Source organism: Cardinium endosymbiont of Sogatella furcifera, assembly GCF_003351905.1.
GTDB lineage: Bacteria > Bacteroidota > Bacteroidia > Cytophagales > Amoebophilaceae > Cardinium.
Genome location: NZ_CP022339.1, coordinates 634,906 through 655,264, shown reverse-complemented (window position 1 = coordinate 655,264; position 20,359 = coordinate 634,906). Strand labels below are relative to the sequence as shown.

Here is a 20,359-nt window from a genome sequence, read left to right as displayed (position 1 = left end):
ATCTTAGCTACTACAGGTATACCCAATGATCAGGAAAAACTAAGTAAAAACCCTGGACCATTAAATGACCTCCACAATGTAGAATTGCGTTCTTCACGTGACTTCATGCGTTTGTGCTCCTTTCTCATTTCCTGAACTGTTGGACTCCAATGCTGTTTGAGTTTGGGCTCTTCGCTCATTTTCTGAACTGTTGGCTTCCCATTTAAAACGTTCAAATCTAAAAGTGGCTGATTCAGATTATTATTCTTTCTATATTTTTGCACTTCCAAATTTTCAGCGTTCTTTGTAGTTAATGACCGCCATCGTTTCAAACTCGGAGGTACCGATGAAAAAGCTTTTTTAATTCTTTCAGAGGACCGACACGTTCGCGCATGCGACTGTACACCTAACTGTTCCATGTTAATATTTTTATTATCTGGTGCAATTGAGGACCTCCACTTTTTAACACTTGATTGTACAAGCGACTGATTTAAATCATGTTCCGCTTTTTGCATTAGCTCACCTCTTGTTTCTTCAAATTGCTTTATCTTATCCCAATACGAAACAACGACACTTGAATCGCCACATCTATTTTTAGATTTTAAAAATTTCCGTAGTGACTTAGGAACATACTTAGAAAACTTCTTCCGAGAAGTTGGAACTGAATGGTTAGATTGATAGGTAGGATCTATACGTATGAATGCATAATCACAATCAGCCCTTTCAATCAGTTTAGCATCCGGATTGTAACTGGACACTACCAAACCATAGACCGGTTTATTAGAGCTGATATGATTGATAAATATTAATCGCTCAGCATGCTTTATGTGCTCTGCACACATAAAGCTGTTCTGCTTATGTATTGCATTGTAATCATTAAATACAATACACATATTATCTACCTGCTCCTTAGGAAACCCAATCCCATGTATTAACACCATAGAAATGAAAGCAGGGTATTCTATAGAAGCATACATAATCACTTTATAATTTCTTTGTAAGTAATGATTGATCAGCGCTTGAAAACTGTTAGGCTCATATAAACTATCTCTCATTTTCTTTAGTAATTCCTCATCTATATGGTCTACATCTATGCGAGGATAAGACGTATCCAGCGGCCTAGAATTATAATCAAGGGCCTTTATATACCCATCAGATATAATGAAATAAGTAACATTATATCTATCATCCGATGTATGCAACCCATTCATACATGCTTTCGGACATTTTATCAAGACCTTTTCTAGACCTTCCCTCCCCCTTTGAAATAAAGCATTAAATTCAAGACACAATAAATTTGGATACCCTTGCTTCGCCAAATCGTCTTTTTTGCAAATTTTACTTAAATGATTTTGACCTACTTCCGTGCTATCTATATATAACCCTTTACTTAAAAAAACACATTGCATCAACTGAGTGATACCGATCAAAACCAATATATTTATATACCTTCTACCCATAACTACATCAGTTTGAGAATAAACCTAGGCCCGCACACATAAAATCCCCCCTCCTCAAATACAATAGGAGTTATGAAATAAATTATATAAAATCAATATTTATTTGGAATAAACAATATTTTTATATATTATGATCTTTTAGTGTAAAGTACAATCGATTGATTGTAGTTGGAATAACACGCGTAAAATGCATCTATCAACATCTATTTAAGATGCTAGTAAGCAAGGTATTTATGTTACACTTTTTATTTTGATAAAAAGTGCACAAAAAAAATCAAACGCTCATGAAAAAAGTTGCTGCAAGCGCAGGCTTGTAGCTAAAAACCAGGAGCCATCGTTAAGCCCTATAGCTGGATACGATCACAGCTTGATACGTATATCGTCTATCTTAATTAAGATTGTCTTACTGGGTGATCGTAGTGGTAAACAAAAAATTGAAAATATACTAAGCGGGTATATTCAGTATATTCAACATACAGTTGGATAGCCCGAAGCACATCACTACCATTATCTTTATTCTATCAATATTAACACTTTAAATTTACTTTTCTCATCTAATATCTAGGAATCCATCTAACACATCTAAATTTACGCTTAAACTCTTGTGCAAGGGCCCTAGCTCTAGCGGGGCTTCTATTGACATTGCTACCATAAAGGCTAATCTCTGTAATTTCCGTATCCTTGAATACTTCTGCAAGCGCCCTAGCCTCAACGACGCCTATATAATCGTCACCAAGGCTAATCGCTGTAACTTGCGTCTCTTTTAATCCTTGTGCAAGGGCCCTAGCCCCAACGACGCCTATATCATTGTTATGAAGTTTAATCTTTGTAATCTGTGTGTTCTTTAATCCTTGTGCAAGGGCCCTAGCTCCAGTATCCCCTATATAACTGTCATCAAGGCAAAGTTTTGTAATTTTAGTATGCTTTAACACTTGTGCAAGGGCCCTAGCCCCAATGGCTCCTATTATATTGGAGCTCAGGTTAAGCATTGTAACTTGTGTCTCTTTTAATCCTTGTGCAAGGGCCTCAGCGCCAGCCTCTCCTATCCTATTCCTACTCAGATCAAGTGTTGTAACTTGCGTGCCCTGCAATCCTTGTGCAAGGGCCCTAACGCCAGGGTCGCCTATGTTAGTGTGGCTCAGGTTAAGCATTGTAATTTGCATAGCCTTTAATCCTTGTGCAAGGGCGTTAGCGCCAGTCGGTCCTATGTGATTCCTACTCAGATCAAGCGTTGTAACTTGCGTGCCCTGCAATCCTTCTGCAAGGGCCCTAACGCCAGCCGGTCCTATGTTATTGCTACTCAGATCAAGCGTTGTAACTTCCGTACCCTTCAATCCTTCTGCAAGAGCCTTAACGCCAGTATCTCCCATATAAGTACCACTCAGGTTAAGCCTTGTAACTCGGGTACCCTTTAATCCTCGTGTAAGGGCCCTAACTCTAGCAGCTCCTACGCTAGGATCATCAAGGTCAAGTGTTATATATAGCCCTTGTGGAAACTTAGAAGCGCTACCTCGATAAAAGCGAACTGCCGTAACTTGCGTATCCTTTAATCCTTGTACAAGGGCCTTAGCGCCAACGGCTCCTATTTTACTGTTACTAAGGTCAAGTGTTGTAATTCGAGTACTTTGCAGTCGTTCTGCAAGGGCCTTAGCGCCAGCATCTCCTATGTTAGTGTAGCTCAGATCAAGTGTTGTAATCTGAGTATCCTTCAATCCTTCTGCAAGGGCCTTAGCGCCAGCGTCTCCTATCCTATTTCTACTCAGATCAAGCATTGTAACTTGCGTACCCTTCAATCCTTCTGCAAGGGCCTTAGCACCAGCGTCTCCTATGTGATTACTATTCAGATTTCCCATGTAATCACTATTCAGATAAAGGCTTGTAATCCGGGTACCTTTCAATCCTTCTGCAAGAGCCTCAGCACCAGCGTCTCCTATCCTATTCTTACTCAGATCAAGCGTTGTAAGTTGCGTACCCCTCAATCCTTGTGCAAGGGCCCTAACGCCAGCATCTCGCATATCAGTATCACTCAGGTCAAGCATTGTAATTTTCGTATCCTTTAATCCTTTTGCAAGGGCCTCAGCGCCAGCGGCTCCTATCCTATTGGTACACAGGATAAGTGTTGTAACCCGGGTATCCTTCAATCCTTGTGCAAGGGCCTCAACACCAGCGGCTCCTATCCTATTGCTACTCAGATCAAGCATTGTAGTTTCCGTATCCTTCAATCCTTCTGCAAGGGCCTTAGCGCCAGCATCTCCTATGCCCTCAGCGTGCAACTTAAGTGTTGTAACCTTGGTGCCTTTCAGTACTTGTACAAGTGCTTCAGCACCAGTATCTCCCATGCAATTACAAAAAAATTCAATCTTTGTAACTTGGGTGTCCTTTAGTCCTTCTGCAAGTACCTTGACTTCAGCGGCTCTTATGCGGCTTTTACCAAAGGTAAGTTCTGTAATAGTAGGATCATTTCTTGCTATTTCTAGTTGATGCTGTATAGTATCAAGCGCTATACTAAGACAAAATGTGTGTAAAAACCAAGGGATTGCTAGCATGTAAAATAATTCTTAATTTAGACTTTCTAAGAAAGTCCATGAAGCTTCTTTTTTAGCATACCCCCACACTGGGGGCCATGTGCTCTATATACAAAAAAAGTTCCGTGCAATGAAGCTTCACTGCACGGAACAAAAAAAATAAAAGATGGCAACTACCTACTCTCCCGCGTGTTACCGAAGTACCATCGGCGCTGCTGGGCTTAACTGCTCTGTTCGGAATGGGAAGAGGTGCACACCAGCGCTTTCGTCACCTTTATTTTTAATATTTTAATCTTTTGAAGTTATATACTACCTCAAAAGAAAGTAATTGACTACTGTAAAAGCAAAATCAAGAAAAAAACAAGAAACATTCGGGTAATTAGTATTGCTCAGCTTTGCCATTTCTGACTTTACACCTGCAACCTATCAAGGTCATCATCTTTAACCACCCTTATTGAAGTCTCATCTTGAGGCGAGTTTCGTGCTTAGATGCTTTCAGCACTTATCTCTTATAAACGTAGCTACTCAGCAGTGCAACTGACGTCACAACTGATACACCAGAGGTTTACCCAACCCGGTCCTCTCGTACTAAGGTCAGCCCCTCTCAAACTTCTAACGCCCGCAATAGATAGAAACCGAACTGTCTCACGACGTTCTGAACCCAGCTCGCGTGCCACTTTAATGGGCGAACAGCCCAACCCTTGGAACGTGCTTCAGCTCCAGGTTGTGACGAGCCGACATCGAGGTGCCAAACCTCCCCGTCGATATGAGCTCTTGGGGGAGATCAGCCTGTTATCCCCAGAGTACCTTTTATCCTTTTAGCGATGGCCCTTCCATTCGGAACCACCGGATCACTATATCCGTCTTTCGACTCTGCTCGACTTGTTTGTCTCACAGTCAAGCACCCTTATGCTATTACACTCTACGTACGATTACCATCCGTACTGAGGGTACCTTTGAAAGCCTCCGTTACTTTTTAGGAGGCGACCGTCCCAGTCAAACTACCCACCAAACACTGTCTCCTTATTCAAAAGAATTAGATAACACATAGATAAAGGGTGGTATTTCAACAACGACTACTTACGTAGTCTCCCACCTATCCTACACATTATCCACATATTATCAATGTTAAGCTATAGTAAAGGTTCATGGGGTCTTTTCGTCCCATTGCGGGTAGACGGTATCTTCACCGCCACTCCAATTTCACCGAGCTCGTGGCTGAGACAGCGCCCAGATCGTTACACCATTCGTGCAGGTCGGAACTTACCCGACAAGGAATTTCGCTACCTTAGGACCGTCAAGGTTACGGCCGCCGTTTACTGGGGCTTCTATTTAGCGCTTCAATCTTGCGACTTAACACCTCCTATTAACCTTCCAGCACCGGGCAGGTATCAGACCTTATACTTCATCTTTCGATTTTGCAAAGTCCTGTGTTTTTGGTAAACAGTCGCCTGGGCCTTTTCACTGCGGCCTATTGAGCCTCCTAAAAGGATCAATGAGGCACCCTTTCTCCCGAAGTTACAGGGCTATTTTGCCGAGTTCCTTGGCCACGAATCACTCGAACACCTTAGGATATTCTCCTCAACTACCTGTGTTGGTTTGCGGTACGGTTAGCTAGCACCTAACAATTAGAGGCTTTTCTTGGAAGTATGATTAGGGTCATTATCTACGCCCCCGAGGGATTGTAGTACTATCACCTTCGACAGATATGGTGGATTTGCCTGCCATACCTATATCTACGGGCTTTAACCTCCTAAATTCGTCAGAAGGCAGACCTTTCACTCCTTCGTCCCCCCTTCTCTATTACTAGCTAGTATCGGAATATTAACCGATCTTCCATCGCCTACGCCGTTCGGCTTCAGCTTAGGGCCCGACTAACCCATGGATGACAACCATCGCCATGGAAACCTTAGTCTTACGGTGTAATGGCTTCTCACCATTATTTTGGTTACTCATGCCTACATTTTCTTTTCTAATCAATCCACCAAGCATCACTACTCAGCTTCAACTCAATTAGAATGCTCTCCTACCCCTTACTACGCTTAGGTAGTAAGGCCATAGCTTCGGTAATATACTTAATGCCCGTTCATCATCGACGCTTTGTCGCTCGATCAGTGAGCTGTTACGCACTCTTCAAATGAATGGCTGCTTCCAAGCCAACATCCTGACTGTCTAAGCAACTAAACCTTCTTAGTTCAACTTAGTATATATTTGGGGACCTTAGCTGATGGTCTGGGTTCTTTCCCTCTCGGATTAGGACCTTAACGCCCTAACCCTCACTCCTAAGTAAAACTGATAGTATTCGGAGTTCGTCTGGACACGGTAGGTTACCCCCCTAGTCCTATCGGTAGCTCTACCCCTATCAGTATACACTTAAGGCTGTTCCTAAAAACATTTCGGAGAGTACGAGCTATCTGCCGGTTTGATTAGCCTTTCACTCCTACCCACAGCTCATCCAAGGACGTTACAATATCCACTGGTTCGGTCCTCCACGTTGTTTTACCAACGCTTCAACCTGGCCATGGGTAGATCACCGGCTTTCGCGTCTAACTCCTCTGACTAAAGCGCCCTATTCAGACTCGCTTTCGCTTCGGCTTTTCCTTTCAAAAGGATTTACCTTGCCAGAAAAGATTAACTCATAGGCTCATTATACAAAAGGCACGCCGTCATTTTATAAAAAAACTCCGACTGCTTGTAAGCGTATGGTTTCAGGAACTATTTCACTCCCTTATTCAGGGTACTTTTCACCTTTCCCTCACGGTACTTGTTCACTATCGGTCTCTTAGGAGTATTTAGCCTTACCGGATGGTGCCGGCAAATTCAGTCAGCCTTTCACCGGGACTGACCTACTCAGGATACTAACTAAACAAATAACAATTACCTTGACAGGGCTTTCACCTTCTATGGCTTACTTTTCCAAAATAATTTAAGTTCTTGCTATTCATTTTTAACAGCTAGTCCTACAACCCCATAACAGCCGAAACTGATATGGTTTGGGCTAATCCACGTTCGCTCACCACTACTTATGGAATCACTATTTGTTTTCTCTTCCTCTGGGTACTTAGATGTTTCAGTTCTCCAGGTTTGCCTCCCTTATTTAATTAAAGGGATACCCTACATAGGCAGGGTGGGTTGCCCCATTCAGAGATTTGCGGATCAAATCGCACAGCCAATCCCCGCAACTTATCGCAGCTTATCACGTCTTTCATCGCCTCTAAGAGCCAAGGCATCCTCCATACGCCCTTAATTATTTCTTACTCGCTCTTGAAATGGAAATAGACTGAATCCTAAAAAGGAATCCGCCTACCCTATTTTGCTTTTACAATAAGTCAAAGAACATCTTTCGAAACCTAACGTAACTCAACCTAGCGCGCTTGCACCTTATCGTTTGATGCCTTTACCGCTTTGATCTCTTCTACGCCGAATCGTAATACAAAGGTATTACTTTTTTTGTTAACCGCAAATATATTTTCAAATAAATGATGAAAGACGCATGAATGGCATAGGGAGTAATTTTTATACCGATAAGATAAAAAAGCAAAAAACTTGTTCCAAGAACGGATTTGGCCTAAATTCCATAATTCCATCCCAGCAAACGATCAACCATACCGATGAAACCATATTTAACTTTATTAGCACATATTTTAACAGAGGGAGTTGACAAAAAAGATAGGACGGGCACAGGTACCAAGAGTATATTTGGCTACCAAATGCAGTTTAACCTAGCGGAAGGATTTCCATTGCTTACAACCAAAAAAGTGCACCTGCGTGCTATTATTCATGAATTACTCTGGTTTTTAAGTGGTAATACCAATATAGCTTATCTACAACAACATGGCGTTACAATATGGAATGCATGGGCCACTAAAGGGGGGGAACTAGGCCCTATTTATGGCCACCAATGGAGAAGCTGGCCTACGGCAACAGGAGAAAAAATTGATCAAATAAGCACCATTATAAGGGAAATCAAAGCAAACCCTGATTCCCGTAGGTTATTGGTCAGTGCATGGAATGTAGGTGAAATTCCTAAAATGGCATTGCCGCCTTGCCATGCCTTTTTTCAATTTTATGTAGCGAATGGAAAACTATCTTGTCAGTTCTACCAACGTAGCGCAGATGTTTTTTTAGGGGTGCCTTTTAATATTGCTTCTTATGCATTGTTAACGATGATGATGGCGCAAGTATGCCAACTACAACCTGGCGCGCTGATTCATACTTTGGGCGATGCACATCTCTACCATAACCACCTGGAACAGGCAAGTTTGCAGCTCCAACGTAGCCCCTATGCATTGCCCAAGATGCAACTTCGAGAAAGTGTAGCCGATTTGTTTGATTTTGTCTATGAGGACTTTACATTGCTCCATTATATACATCATCCAGCTATTAAGGCAGCTATTGCTGTGTAAGGCATTTATATGATAACAGCTGATTACTGGCCCAATAGCCAACCTCCCTCCTGGGCTAGTCAAGCCACGATATATCATCTATTAGCTAGTACAAGTTGTATTGCTTCTTATAGGCATGAAGATAGTTATTGCTTTGATTTGGATGAATCAATCGACGAAGAAACTTTTAAAAAAAAGGTTTTGCGTTATGCAGCAGAGCAGCCTATTTTTTATGGTGAAGTAGGCGGGACCTATTCGCATTCTGAAACCAATTATTTTATCCTTGGTATGATCATCGAATATGTTAGCAAAGAAAAATTAAGCGATTTTTTTAGAAAAAATTTGTTTGAGCCTTTAGGTATGCAAGATACTTTTCTGCCAAGTTTTGGGAAATATGGTCAACATCCAAATACAGCCAATAAAAAAGGAAAGTCTAATTGTTTTCTAGCCTTTGGCGATGGGGGTGTAATTGCTTCTGTAGGAGATATACATAAGTGGAATTTGGCCCTACATAGTATGCAAGTTCTACAAAAAGAATCTTATGATCAAATAACAAAACTAAATTGGGGTATAGATACATGTTGTCAATTCTCTGAAGGCACACTAGATATGCTTGCGCAGTTAGGGCGTAAAGAGCCATATAATGAATGGATAGATGTTTATTATGGATATGGCAAAGGCTGTTTTTTTCAGTATACGTGACTTTATACCTTCATAATTAATGTAAAGCTACCATCATGGATAGGCACAATCTGACTAATTGTATTATAAATAATCGGGTCATTAATCGTTCCATGGCCAAACCTATGCGTTTTAAAGACTGGAATAGACAAAGTAACTGCAACCTGGTTAAGCGTTTTTATAATTTCTTTATTGTCAGCACCACAATGGCCAAATATTATAGCCTTTACATCCTTTAGCAAACCAGCTTGTGTAAAATGGAGTAAAGAACGATCTAGTTGATAAGCTTTTATTTGCGTATCTTCTAAAAAAAGAATTTTATCTTTCGTTTTTACCTGCCAGCTTGTACCAATACCTGTTTGCAAAACAGTTATGTTACCACCTGTAAGCTTGCCCTTTAGGGTATGCATGCATTGAGCTGCTCGATTAATTGGAGATAACTGATCAACGGTAACCTCTTTAACCCTCCCGGAAATGATCTCAGCTATCTTTTTGAAATTAGCAGGATGTTTATCACTTTTAAGCATTTCAACGATTCCGCTACCATGAATGGTTTTCCAGCCCCATTCTTGCGTAAGAAAAATATGGAGAGCGGTGATATCACTATAGCCTATAAAAAATTTTTCTCTAGCAGGCATCGGTAACTTCTGTAAAGCAGGGATCAACTTAGCGGCACCATATCCACCACGCAATGTCCATATGACATGATGGGCATCACCAAACAAGGCATCCTTTAAATATTTAAACCTTAATTCATCACTATTAGAATGAAAAATAGATTGTCTTTGATCAAAGCAGCTGCTTGGTATATGTAATCTCAACGAAGCAATACTTTTTAAAGCAGTTAACTCACCTTTATTAAGACCTGAAGCAGGCGCAACAATTGTAATGGGTATATGCTTTAATAAAGCAATGGACTTGGCATGTTTTTTTTCAAATTCTAGCGTTGAAAAAGCAGATAGTAAAAATAAAATAGCTAATATGAAACGCGTACGCATAATGGTCTATACTTAGATTGCTTTAGAAAGATCTGTACAACTAATAACCTATCATAGATAGTAATTTACCATTACAGCTTATGAAAACCATATCTCTAAAATGGGTTCAAACATCTTCGAATGCAATAGATAGCTTGATGATCTACTATACCTATATAAACACCCGAATGGGCAGAATATTATTAACTGCTAGCAATGACAAGCTTATTGGGCTTCATATCGAAGGACAAAAGCACTTTCCTATTATAAAAGACTATTGGCAACATAATCCGCATATAGCGGTTTTTACCAATACAAAAATACAGTTAAATGACTACTTTAGATTAAAAAGTAGCTATTTTAACATTGATTATAGATTAAACGGGACTTCTTTTCAAAAAAACATATGGCAAAGCTTAACAAGAATTCCTTACGGTGTGGTATGCACTTACAAAACATTTGCTTCTTTAACGGCATATCCGCATGCAATCAGAGCAGTAGCTTCTGCTATTGGTAAAAATCCTCTGTCTATTCTGTTGCCTTGTCATAGGGTGATTAGAAGTGATGGATCGCTAGGAGGATATGCTGCCGGGACAGCTGTAAAAAAACAGTTACTTACATTAGAAGCGCAAGCCATAAGCTAAGTTATGGCTTGCAAGGCATGATACGGTTCAAGTTGAACGGCTAAAGCCACCAGGCTGTCTTGCTTTGGACAATAATTTTGTATCTTATTTTCATAGGCAGCAGATCAGGCTACGGTAAAAATGCGCACAACGAACGAATATGAAAATTGGTTTACTTGCAGATACCCATGGGTGGTTGGATCCTAAAATTTTTGATCACTTTGAAAAGTGTGACGAGATATGGCATGCAGGAGACATTGGTGACCCTGAGCTACTGCCTGCATTTGATCGTTTCAACCATTTTAGAGCGGTATATGGCAATATTGATGACCGTACAATAAGAAATAAATATCCTGAATTTCAATCATTTCAATGTGAACAAATACATATATGGATGATACATATATCGGGTTATCCGCCTTTATATACGCCACAAATGCGCACCAAATTAAGCGTAGAGCAACCTGATATTTTAGTAGGTGGCCACTCACACATCTTACGGGTAATGCATGACATCAAGCGTCCTCCACTGCTTTACTTGAACCCTGGTGCGGCTGGACGCTATGGCGGGCACTATATGCGAACTTTATTGCGTTTTGAAATAAACGACACAAAGATTCACAATATAGAGGTGATAGAGTTGGGGATAAGAGCAACATTAGTAGATAATCACTAGACTTCTTTAGAAACTTTACGGTAATTTGCATGTTGATCCGGTACTTAAATCTCGTCTAGTATACTGGAGCTTTGCGCCCCGTGTCTCCTAAACTCCTTAGCATAAGCGAGTTTCAAAAGGAGTCTACTAACCCTAATAGATTATGCAATTTATTGATACCCACGCCCATATATATGACCTGGAAGGTCTATTGCCACTGGTCTTAGAAAGGGCACAAAAAAACTATATTAAAAAAATCTATATGCCTAATATAGATGAAGAAACAATAGCCAGGATGATGGATATAGCAGCGGCATATCCTTCTTGTCTACCTATGATGGGCATCCATCCTTGTCACATCAGAAAAGATTTTATCAAACAGTTATACCTAATAGAGGAATGGCTTGGTAAAAGTGCTTTTATAGCAGTGGGTGAAATTGGTATAGACCTATACCATGATACGGCTTTGTTTCCAGAACAACAGGAAGCATTTAGGATGCAACTTGTTTTAGCCAAGCACTATCATCTTCCTGTTTCCATTCACTGCAGAAATGCTTTTAAAGAGGTCATCGAACTATTGGAAAAAGAACAGGATGGTCGTCTAAGGGGAGTGATTCACTGCTTTACAGGCAATTTTCAAGAAGCAGAAGCATGTATAGCGCTGGGGTTTTCACTAGGAATTGGCGGGATTATTACGATGCCGAAAAGTGGATTAGCGGCAACCATATCGGCTATAGATCTCAAACATTTGGTCTTAGAAACAGATAGCCCTTATTTAACACCGGTACCTTATCGGGGAAAACCCAATGAACCAAGCTACTTACCTTACACAGCATCAACGCTTGCAGCGGTCAAAGAGACAACACTAGGAGAAGTGGCATGCATCACTACGCAAAATGCTGAAACCATTTTTGAGCCAACTCAATAGGATGGGTAAAGGAATTTTTATGCTACTCTTTGCTTGTCGTTTTGTATCTGTTCACATTACTGGTTAATGATGGATTGTATCCCACTTTTTTATCAAGAAAAAAGTGGACAAAAAAACCAGTGACTTGAACAGATACTGTCGTTTTGGGGATAGTAACGCTATATAACTGAATGGATAGGTTGAGGTTACAATCATTTTATACCAATAGGTGAACTAATCCATTGATGACTTGCTTCATCCCAAATAAATGATCTAGGCTGAGAAAGATGGGTATCATACGCTACATAGGCCCTTGATGGCCTAGGACCTAAGTGTAACGCAGAACCAAATAGATGACAAGGAGACAAATCAGTATATTCTATAGTAAAGTATTTTTTAGAGATTAACGATGGTATCACTGCCACTAATGCTTGAAGGTCAGCAACCGATTTTTTATTAAAAGATAAGACTTTCAACCTAAATTCACCGACTCTATTGGGTGCAACATTATGAAACATATGGTTTGCATCTACATGCACAAAAGTCAAACTTTTAGGAGATAAATGATTTAGTTTGGCACAATAATCATCCATTTCAAAAAAAAGCGCCCCTCCAAAATGGACCATTTTTGTGATTTTATGCGCCTCGAGATCATAAAGCCCTATTTTGATATCATGCCACTGGCCCATCCTAAAAATGGTTAATAGAACAGAATCTTTCGTAGTTTTGTTCATAGCCATATAGAAAGCAACCAAATTAGGCCCTATTGGGTGACCATTAATGGCCCAAATCACATCTCCAGGAAAGAGTAAGGCAGCCGCAGGACTACCAACTAACACATGATGGACTGTAATAACAGAAGTAGCGCCATTAGGAAATGTTTTAATGTATTGCTGCTGGGTGGATAACCCATCATACTGGACTACATCTTTAATAGGTGTAGATTTGGTGATTACGCCCACTTGTTTCCTAATTGGGGAGTTACCTTGCCGAATCGCTGACAAAGCATACCGAATATATTCAGGATGGATAGCAAACCCGAATGTTCGATTGCCAGCATAATTAAGCCCTACAGCCTGCCCATTTTTGTTAAAAATGGGCGATCCACTTGACCCACCCTTAGTATTTAAACTCAGTTTAATCGATTGTTGAGGCATGGCACCTGTAACCCCATACAAATCTGCCACCACTCCTGTATGTAAAGAAAAGCTATAGCCTTCATTATTGCCAACGATAAAAATAGGCTGATCTATAACTGGATTATGGCTACTAAAGGTAGTTTCCGTAACCTCTTTTGGAATAACGGTAGGGGAAACTTTTACAAATCCATAGTCTAACCATGGATCGTAATAGATCAGATGGGCTTCTTGTTGGATGCCATTAAAAAAGGTTGCTTTATAACTACCCACTACAGCATCGCCTATTACATGTTGGTTGGTTAAGATGTAGCCATGCTGCTTATCTACCACGCAACCGGTTCCGCTCCACTTGCTACCTTCTCCATAAGCTGCAAAAGCAGCATTTACATCAATGGTTACTACTGACTTTTTAGCATGCTCAATTACCTTTTCAGAGAAGACCTCTTTGGCTAAAAGCATAGGCGTATGCAGCAAAAGGGTAAAAAATAGAATCCAGCATTTAGATTTTAACCTATTTATTTTCATACGCACTGTAGTAAATAGCGATTAGAACAACCTGATCAAATCATTAAGGCAAAAAAAGCATAAAAGATGATAGGATTAAATATGGATTTTTGGCTTTCACACTTCTAAAAACTTCCATATAGGATGGGATAACGCAAGCAACTCCAGCCCTATTGCAAAACAATTGCCTCACCTTTCCATTCCAGCTGCATGGAATCCCATGTCCAAACTTTGGGCAATACTAAGTTGGAGTCATATGCTACATTCACTTTATAGGAACTATGCGCATAGGATGACCACATGCCATGATTTAATGGCACCAAGTGATTAACATAGGAAACTGTAAAATATTTTTGATGAACCAATTCTGGAATCAGTGTGATCAACGCATCCAATGTTTGCACAGGCTTACCATTAATAGCTAAAAATTGCATGCCTAAAATATTGAAATAATTTTGATGCGAAGCAGGTACTTTGAAAATGGTATTGGTTTCTGCAATACAAGCAGCCAAAGTTTTAGGGGAAACACCACCCAGCGTACTACAAAAATCATCTGTCTCAAAAAAAGTAGCACCGCCAAATTGAACCATTTTAGTGATCCGATGGTTGTGTAAATTATAACAAGGAATAGCAACCTCATGAAAGGAACCATTTCGAAAAACAGTTAACAAAACTGAATCTTTTGGTGATTTATCCAGCGCTATATCAAAATCTATGAGATTAGGGCCAATCAACTGACCATTAAGCGCCCAAATTAAATCCCCAGGCAAAAGTTTACCCGCTGCTGGTGTACCTTTAAGTATACTATCTACTTGCAAGATTTTATTTTCTGCATTTGGAAATTTTGCAGTATACACTTTTTGTGAAGCTTGCGAAAGATGATCATAACGGATGGCATCATCTATGGAATAAGTAACTAGTAACGCACCGATATGCTTTCTAACTGGTAATTTGTTTTGCTTTAAGGCAGCTAGCGCCTGACGCACATAGCCTAGATGCAACCCAATATTCGCGGTATCTGAACCCGCACAATTTAAAGCAATACCCTCCCCAGCCTCATTGAAAATTAAAGAACCAACTGCATGAGTCTTACTGGGCATACTCACACGAATAAAATGTTGGGGCATGGTCCATTGCACACTACAATTGGTAGCATCTATGGTTCCAGCATATACTACAGCAGGCGTATTTTTTTTCTTACCAATCGTAAAAATAGACTGGCCTAGCAATGGTTCCTTACTACTTAACTTGATCGCCTGGATTTCTTTAGGAAGCACCAATGGATCTACCTTTAGAATCGCATAGTCCAACCAAGGATCATAATAAACTACTTTCGCTTTAGCCTCTACACCATTAAAAAAACCAACCGTATAGTCTGCTACTATAGCGGGACCAACCGTAGTAGCAGAAGTTAAAATATAGCCTATTTTTTTATCTATTACTACCCCATTTCCATGCAACTTCCCAGGCGCAGTATAGGCCGTAAGGGCTGCCTGCACATCAAGAGAAACTACCGCACGCTTGGCATGCTCAATGACACTGGATTTAAGTTTGGTGTTACCATAAGCAATAAAATGCCCACAAGCTGTTAAAAAAACAGCTACAACAACAGATTTCATATAACGCATAGAAGTGATTAAATGTGGTTATGCGTATGAGCGCTATAGACACCAACACTTTAAAAAAGGCCTTTGTACTTGGTACAACTATAGCGAGAAAATCCAGTAAGTGCAAAGCACTTTTCCTACTTTTTTAAAAACCGCTTTACTGTACCATCTTTTTTCCGGCATTATATGCTTTTCCTGCTTGTTTTTTAACAAATTTAACAATCATTTTGAGCCTATCCCGCCAACTCACTTTATTTCTTAAAAAATTGAGGCCCTTACCCTTTAGATCAATTTTACGCAAACTATCTGCTCCAGTTGCAGCAGCAGCTGCTACTGCCGCACTACCAGCTGCACCAGCAGCTACCATGCTACCCGCCTTAAAGTTACTATCTTTTCCTTTGACTTTACCACTCCCTGAGGCCGTATTGCTTTTGGCAGATCCAGTCGGAGAACTGCCTGATCCATGGCTACTACCACTTGTACCAGCTTTACCTTCAGGGCTACCTATTCCAGTAGTAGCCTTGCCAGCCTTCCCACTACCTGGTCCATGACCTCCCCCGCCAACTCCTCCTCCACTCCCTCCAGGGCCATTGCCCGCCACACCACCTTGTAAGCCGTTACTAGAACGGCCAATATCAGCATCATTACTATAGCCACCATGGCTAGAGGAGACCGGCTTTACACTGGAAATAGGCTTGCCAGACTGAGCCGTAGCCACACTGGACGAGGCATAAACCGCTCCACCAGCATCATTAGATCCATGATAAATCTGGTCAGCCCCTCCATCATAGGCACCCGGTGGTGCACCACTGTAGGCGCCATTCATCCCATTAGGGGTAGGTGCAAAGGCCTCCTGATGCGGTGCAGCAACAGCTGCCTGATAAGAAGGAGGGGGCGCAGTGGCCTCCTGATAAGAGGGCGGGGGGCCACCCCTTTGACTAGATGAACCCTTCGAGGTTGCACTTGCACCCGATGCTTTTGCATAGTCGCTATCTACACCTGCAGCAGATTCCCCTCTCCCTACAGGGACCAGCTCCTCCAATACAGCGATATGTGCCTCGGCTCTAACCAGCGTACCATCTACTTGAAACATAGAATAGATCATATCTAGATCCACCAATCTTCCTTTAAAATCAATCTGCCCCCAGATTACACGAATGTAATTCGGGGCATTATTTTTTTTCTGGACGCTATAGGCAACATCTTGTAGTTGCTTGACTTGCTCCATCACAGCAATGGTATTGCTACCAGGCATAATCCCTGTATTGTCAAATAAAAGACTAAAAGAAAGCAACTTAGGAGGGGATCCACGGTATTTAAGCAAATGGGCACTAGGAGGAGTTCCTCCAGGAATATGGTAGGATACAGCACTTTTAATAACCAAGTTCTCTGGATTAATAGATGTAATAAATTCCCCTATAAAAGAAGAAAACTTATTGTCCCTACATGCTTTAATAACTAGTTTACTAACGTTACTCATACCTGGAGGTTGTTTTACCTTGCTTCTCGATCTTCTAATAATGCGTCAACCACCTCCCTTACCAAATCTTGCTGCTCCGTCCTATCCGGTAAGTAACCAACTGGCTTATTGGTCGTGTTTTCTACTGGTTGACTGGCTTCATGCACCTTAAACTGAATCACGAATTCATTAATTTTAACTGCCATAATCCATACAATTTATTTGCTACACTAGACCTCTTTCGAAGCCACTGTCTCATGATGATTTGGCGGTACAGCTTGTCTATGCTCCTCCGAATAGATTTGGTATGCCGGTGACTAACGTCACTGCTCACCATTGTACACCACAAATAGGTTGCAAAAAGGTCTATTCCTGCTATCATTTGGCACGCACCAACCTAGAATAGCCCAGTGTAATGGTTTCTCCTACCCCAAATTCTGTTGGACCATTTAACTGGAATGGTGTAATGGCTATACCCTTTGGATAGACATCTTCTATATCCCATCGTGCCAGAATTTTACCTTCCCTACTAAGCACAAAAATATGGGCTCGCGTAAGTTCAAAAAATCCTGTGTCAATGGCCTTTTCGCACCAAACGGTTATTTTGGTTTTCCCCTCTACTAAGGGCCTCGTCAAGATTAAATCAGTCGTTTCACATGCATTAGCCCTATAATAAGGTCTATTCGCCCCTCCAGGTAGATAAGGCTCCATACGCAAAGCATTATTTAACCCTTCTACCTTATAGAAATATTCTCGGGAACTATTATCTGTTACTTTCTGTACTTCTACTTGAAAAGAATAGGTATGGACTAAATTAAAATCAACCATAAATATCAGAACAAGGTTATAAACATCATGTGATTACTTTTTATCTGGTTATACTAAACCTTGTAAAGTAAAACGTATACGAACATACCCTTTTTCACCTGTAGCTTCGTTTTTCCTATCCAAAAATAACTTTACGTTTTGTATGATAACGTCATTTACAGTTTTTTTTGTATCTATTGCACCATCTTTTTTATGTATACAATAGGTCAATGGTTCTGGATTATATTTACTCTCAAACACTTCTTTAACTAAGCTATCTGCTTTTGATAATAAATGTTTACTAGTTATATAAGGCAAGAAGTCTACAGTGAACGTTACAATCTTTGGAGCACTGCGTTGATTATAATGAAGTGGTGCAGAAGCTGCCGTATCATATACGATTGCTGAGGTCGATATTTTTTGATTTGGTATACCCATACCCAAAACACTACAAGTTTTACCATCAAAACCTGCTTTATTAAAGTGTTTATAATCAATAGTTACTCTTTGCATAATATTTTTTTATCAAATTCTAGTTAAGCTACTTAATTTTAAAAAAACTCAATAATGGATCAGTAATCTATTCTTTAATTACAAAACTCATTGGATCATAAACAGAAAGTTCAGCTACCGCTAACGGTATTTGAGTCTCAGGATCTACGTCTGGTTCTATGTGAGAAACATATCCCCGGAATTGTATATGTGCAAATGGCTTATCATCATTGGTTGCAAAACTAAACAGCATATCTTCCACATATTTTTTAGGATCATTTTCTTTTGCGGCATCTAAGTTTTTTTCTAATTTTTTAATATCATCATCAAATCCCCCATCTGGCGCTTTAAGTATAGAAACTTTAATATCAGCCTTTTGTGCAATTTGCTCTCCTTTAGATATAGCATAAGTGGACTTACCTTGCGCATTAACTGATCTAATATATTCGGATCCATTTTCTATAGTAATTGCTATATGGTAATCCGTTATACTAACCTTTGAAGCGCCCAAATTAAAATGGACGATAGAAGGTACTAACAAATTATTAGCCATGATTATTTTATTTTAAATGTTTTTAAAATTATAAGCAAATAGCCATAGGGGGAAAATACCCCCTATAGACAGACAGGTGTGTGCCTTAACCATCTGCACCCATTTTTTGTTCAAATGTGATCACAATAAACTCAGCTGGTCTAGGCGCTGCCACTTTTACGGAAATGCGCATAATGCCTTCATTCACATCATCCTGAGACATGGTCTCACCTAATCCACAAAGGACGGTAAATGCCTCTGCAGGACTTGCCCCTACCAAAGCACCTTGTCTCCAAAGGTTGGTTAAGAAGTTGGAAATCATGCCCTGTACAACTGCCCAGGTAACGGGAACGTTTGGCCTAAAGACAACGGAAAAAGCTGCATTTTTAATCGATTGCTCAATAAGGATAAACAACCTCCTAACGTTAATATACCGCCATTCTGGACTATTTCCTGCCAAAGTTCTGGCACCCCAAACGACTGCTGCACCGGCTCCTTTAAAGGTCCGAATGGCATTGATCGACTTGCCACTAATGCCATCTACGTTCAGTGCTTCTTGTTCTTCATGGGTAATCTTAACCATGGGCTCTACCACAGAATTTAAGTTTTGGTTGGCCGGCGCAATCCATACCCCTCTTGCTTTATCGGTTCTAGTATACAACCCAGCCATAGCCGGAGCAGCTGGAAGAATATTCAACCGATCGGCAATGGTTTTACGCAGTAATTTGTACTCCTTACTGGTATTCTTTAGCCCAGCATCCCAATAGACTTTCTCTTTCTCTGTAGTAGCACTGATTAGATTGGCCAACATGGTTTTGTGTTCTTCTTGTAATACACCTTTGAGCGACTCTAAATCGAAGTTTTTGTAATCAATGCTATTCAATGGGATAATATTGGTTTTAACCCATGGATAATAGGCAGCACCATAACTCAAATTATCTAATCCAATATATTCACGAAACCTATCTACATATTTGTTCTTATCCTCGATAGATAATTCCTTATTACCACCCCATATATCAAATAATGCTACTTTATTCAGATACTTACCACAATGGGCCAGTCCATAGGTCTGCACCGCATAGTAAGAGGCATCTTCCTCGTCTAATAAGAGTGAATCTGGCATTAACAACATGGTAGGCACCTCCTCTCCAGCTAAGGCATCTATACCTTGTTTAAATACATCTGGTGTAATTGCTAACTGTACATTTGGGTCACCATACTGACCAACAGAGACAATAAAACAATCTGCTCCACCATTATCAAAAAATAGCTTTAAACTATTATATAGATAAAATGTAGAATTTAGACTCTGTTCCATGACATAAGACTTGCCATTCATCACCAAATCTTTGTCTCCACTGGTTACCTCCTTAATGGTATAGACAGGTACTGCTGGTCCACCAAAAAACAACTCAAATTCAGAAAGCGAAGAAATCTGAACAGGTTTCATATGAAACGACTTTCCATTAATTTCAGCTCTTTCTGTGAAGCCTATAAAAGCAGGAACTGCGGTTGATACTTGAACCACGGCGTTGGCACCCGTATCCTTCTCGACGATGTACACGCCGGGAGTTTTTAAATTTTCAGCCATTTTATTTGATTTTATGAATTATATAAAAGTTAA

General features: G+C 40.3%; 16 protein-coding genes and 2 rRNA genes. 5 read left to right on the top strand and 13 right to left on the bottom strand.

Going from position 1 to position 20,359, the window contains the following annotated elements:
• Positions 1-29: 29 nt before the first annotated feature.
• The 4 genes from CE557_RS02865 to CE557_RS02845 all read right to left on the bottom strand — a co-directional run bounded on the left by CE557_RS02865 (position 30) and on the right by CE557_RS02845 (position 7,221).
• On the bottom strand, positions 30-1,439 hold the full coding sequence (locus CE557_RS02865; RefSeq protein WP_162789968.1) for a hypothetical protein: 1,410 nt from the start codon (positions 1,437-1,439) through the stop codon (positions 30-32).
• Between the two features lie 554 nt (positions 1,440-1,993).
• Positions 1,994-3,985, bottom strand: coding sequence for a leucine-rich repeat domain-containing protein (locus CE557_RS02855; RefSeq protein ID WP_114910100.1), 1,992 nt, complete (start codon positions 3,983-3,985; stop codon positions 1,994-1,996).
• A 143-nt stretch (positions 3,986-4,128) separates the two neighbouring features.
• Positions 4,129-4,240: ribosomal RNA gene (gene rrf, locus CE557_RS02850) — 5S ribosomal RNA — on the bottom strand.
• 83 nt (positions 4,241-4,323) lie between these two features.
• Positions 4,324-7,221 (bottom strand): 23S ribosomal RNA (locus CE557_RS02845).
• Positions 7,222-7,575: 354 nt separating this feature from the next.
• On the opposite strand from CE557_RS02845, the gene CE557_RS02835 reads away from it, so the two are divergent.
• Both CE557_RS02835 and CE557_RS02830 read left to right on the top strand, forming a co-directional pair.
• Entirely contained in the window at positions 7,576-8,370 is a 795-nt protein-coding gene (locus CE557_RS02835; protein ID WP_114910098.1) for a thymidylate synthase, read from the top strand.
• 9 nt (positions 8,371-8,379) lie between these two features.
• Entirely contained in the window at positions 8,380-9,051 is a 672-nt protein-coding gene (locus CE557_RS02830; RefSeq protein ID WP_114910097.1) for a serine hydrolase domain-containing protein, read from the top strand.
• A gap of 2 nt (positions 9,052-9,053) precedes the next feature.
• Here the strand turns inward: CE557_RS02830 and CE557_RS02825 are convergent, their stop codons facing one another.
• Positions 9,054-10,028 (bottom strand): LD-carboxypeptidase, encoded by a 975-nt coding sequence (locus tag CE557_RS02825; protein WP_114910096.1) that lies wholly within the window; start codon positions 10,026-10,028, stop codon positions 9,054-9,056.
• 80 nt (positions 10,029-10,108) lie between these two features.
• Here CE557_RS02825 and CE557_RS02820 point away from each other — a divergent pair, with 80 nt between their 5' ends.
• From CE557_RS02820 to CE557_RS02810, 3 genes are all read left to right on the top strand, one after another.
• Positions 10,109-10,651 (top strand): methylated-DNA--[protein]-cysteine S-methyltransferase, encoded by a 543-nt coding sequence (locus CE557_RS02820; RefSeq protein ID WP_114910095.1) that lies wholly within the window; start codon positions 10,109-10,111, stop codon positions 10,649-10,651.
• Positions 10,652-10,790: 139 nt separating this feature from the next.
• Complete coding sequence (locus CE557_RS02815; protein ID WP_114910094.1) at positions 10,791-11,306, top strand: metallophosphoesterase family protein; 516 nt, start codon at positions 10,791-10,793, stop codon at positions 11,304-11,306.
• 142 nt (positions 11,307-11,448) lie between these two features.
• On the top strand, positions 11,449-12,213 hold the full coding sequence (locus tag CE557_RS02810) for a TatD family hydrolase (protein ID WP_114910093.1): 765 nt from the start codon (positions 11,449-11,451) through the stop codon (positions 12,211-12,213).
• Positions 12,214-12,404: 191 nt separating this feature from the next.
• On the opposite strand, the gene CE557_RS02805 is transcribed toward CE557_RS02810, so the two are convergent.
• The 8 genes from CE557_RS02805 to CE557_RS02775 form a co-directional block, all read right to left on the bottom strand.
• Positions 12,405-13,856 carry a S1C family serine protease gene (locus CE557_RS02805; protein WP_114910092.1) on the bottom strand — a complete coding sequence of 484 codons (1,452 nt, stop codon included), beginning with the start codon at positions 13,854-13,856 and terminating at the stop codon, positions 12,405-12,407.
• 149 nt (positions 13,857-14,005) lie between these two features.
• Positions 14,006-15,463 (bottom strand): trypsin-like peptidase domain-containing protein, encoded by a 1,458-nt coding sequence (locus CE557_RS02800; protein ID WP_114910091.1) that lies wholly within the window; start codon positions 15,461-15,463, stop codon positions 14,006-14,008.
• A 136-nt stretch (positions 15,464-15,599) separates the two neighbouring features.
• The gene (locus CE557_RS02795) at positions 15,600-16,922 is read right to left on the bottom strand and encodes a CIS tube protein (protein WP_114910090.1); all 1,323 of its coding nucleotides are present in this window, start codon (positions 16,920-16,922) and stop codon (positions 15,600-15,602) included.
• Between the two features lie 14 nt (positions 16,923-16,936).
• Positions 16,937-17,107 carry a DUF5908 family protein gene (locus tag CE557_RS05030; RefSeq protein ID WP_162789967.1) on the bottom strand — a complete coding sequence of 57 codons (171 nt, stop codon included), beginning with the start codon at positions 17,105-17,107 and terminating at the stop codon, positions 16,937-16,939.
• Between the two features lie 172 nt (positions 17,108-17,279).
• Entirely contained in the window at positions 17,280-17,729 is a 450-nt protein-coding gene (locus CE557_RS02790; protein ID WP_114910089.1) for a phage tail protein, read from the bottom strand.
• A gap of 48 nt (positions 17,730-17,777) precedes the next feature.
• Positions 17,778-18,221 carry a hypothetical protein gene (locus CE557_RS02785; RefSeq protein WP_114910088.1) on the bottom strand — a complete coding sequence of 148 codons (444 nt, stop codon included), beginning with the start codon at positions 18,219-18,221 and terminating at the stop codon, positions 17,778-17,780.
• 67 nt (positions 18,222-18,288) lie between these two features.
• Entirely contained in the window at positions 18,289-18,753 is a 465-nt protein-coding gene (locus tag CE557_RS02780; protein WP_114910087.1) for a hypothetical protein, read from the bottom strand.
• 85 nt (positions 18,754-18,838) lie between these two features.
• Positions 18,839-20,326, bottom strand: a complete 1,488-nt coding sequence (locus tag CE557_RS02775; protein WP_114910086.1) for a phage tail sheath family protein — start codon at positions 20,324-20,326, stop codon at positions 18,839-18,841.
• Positions 20,327-20,359 lie beyond the last annotated feature (33 nt).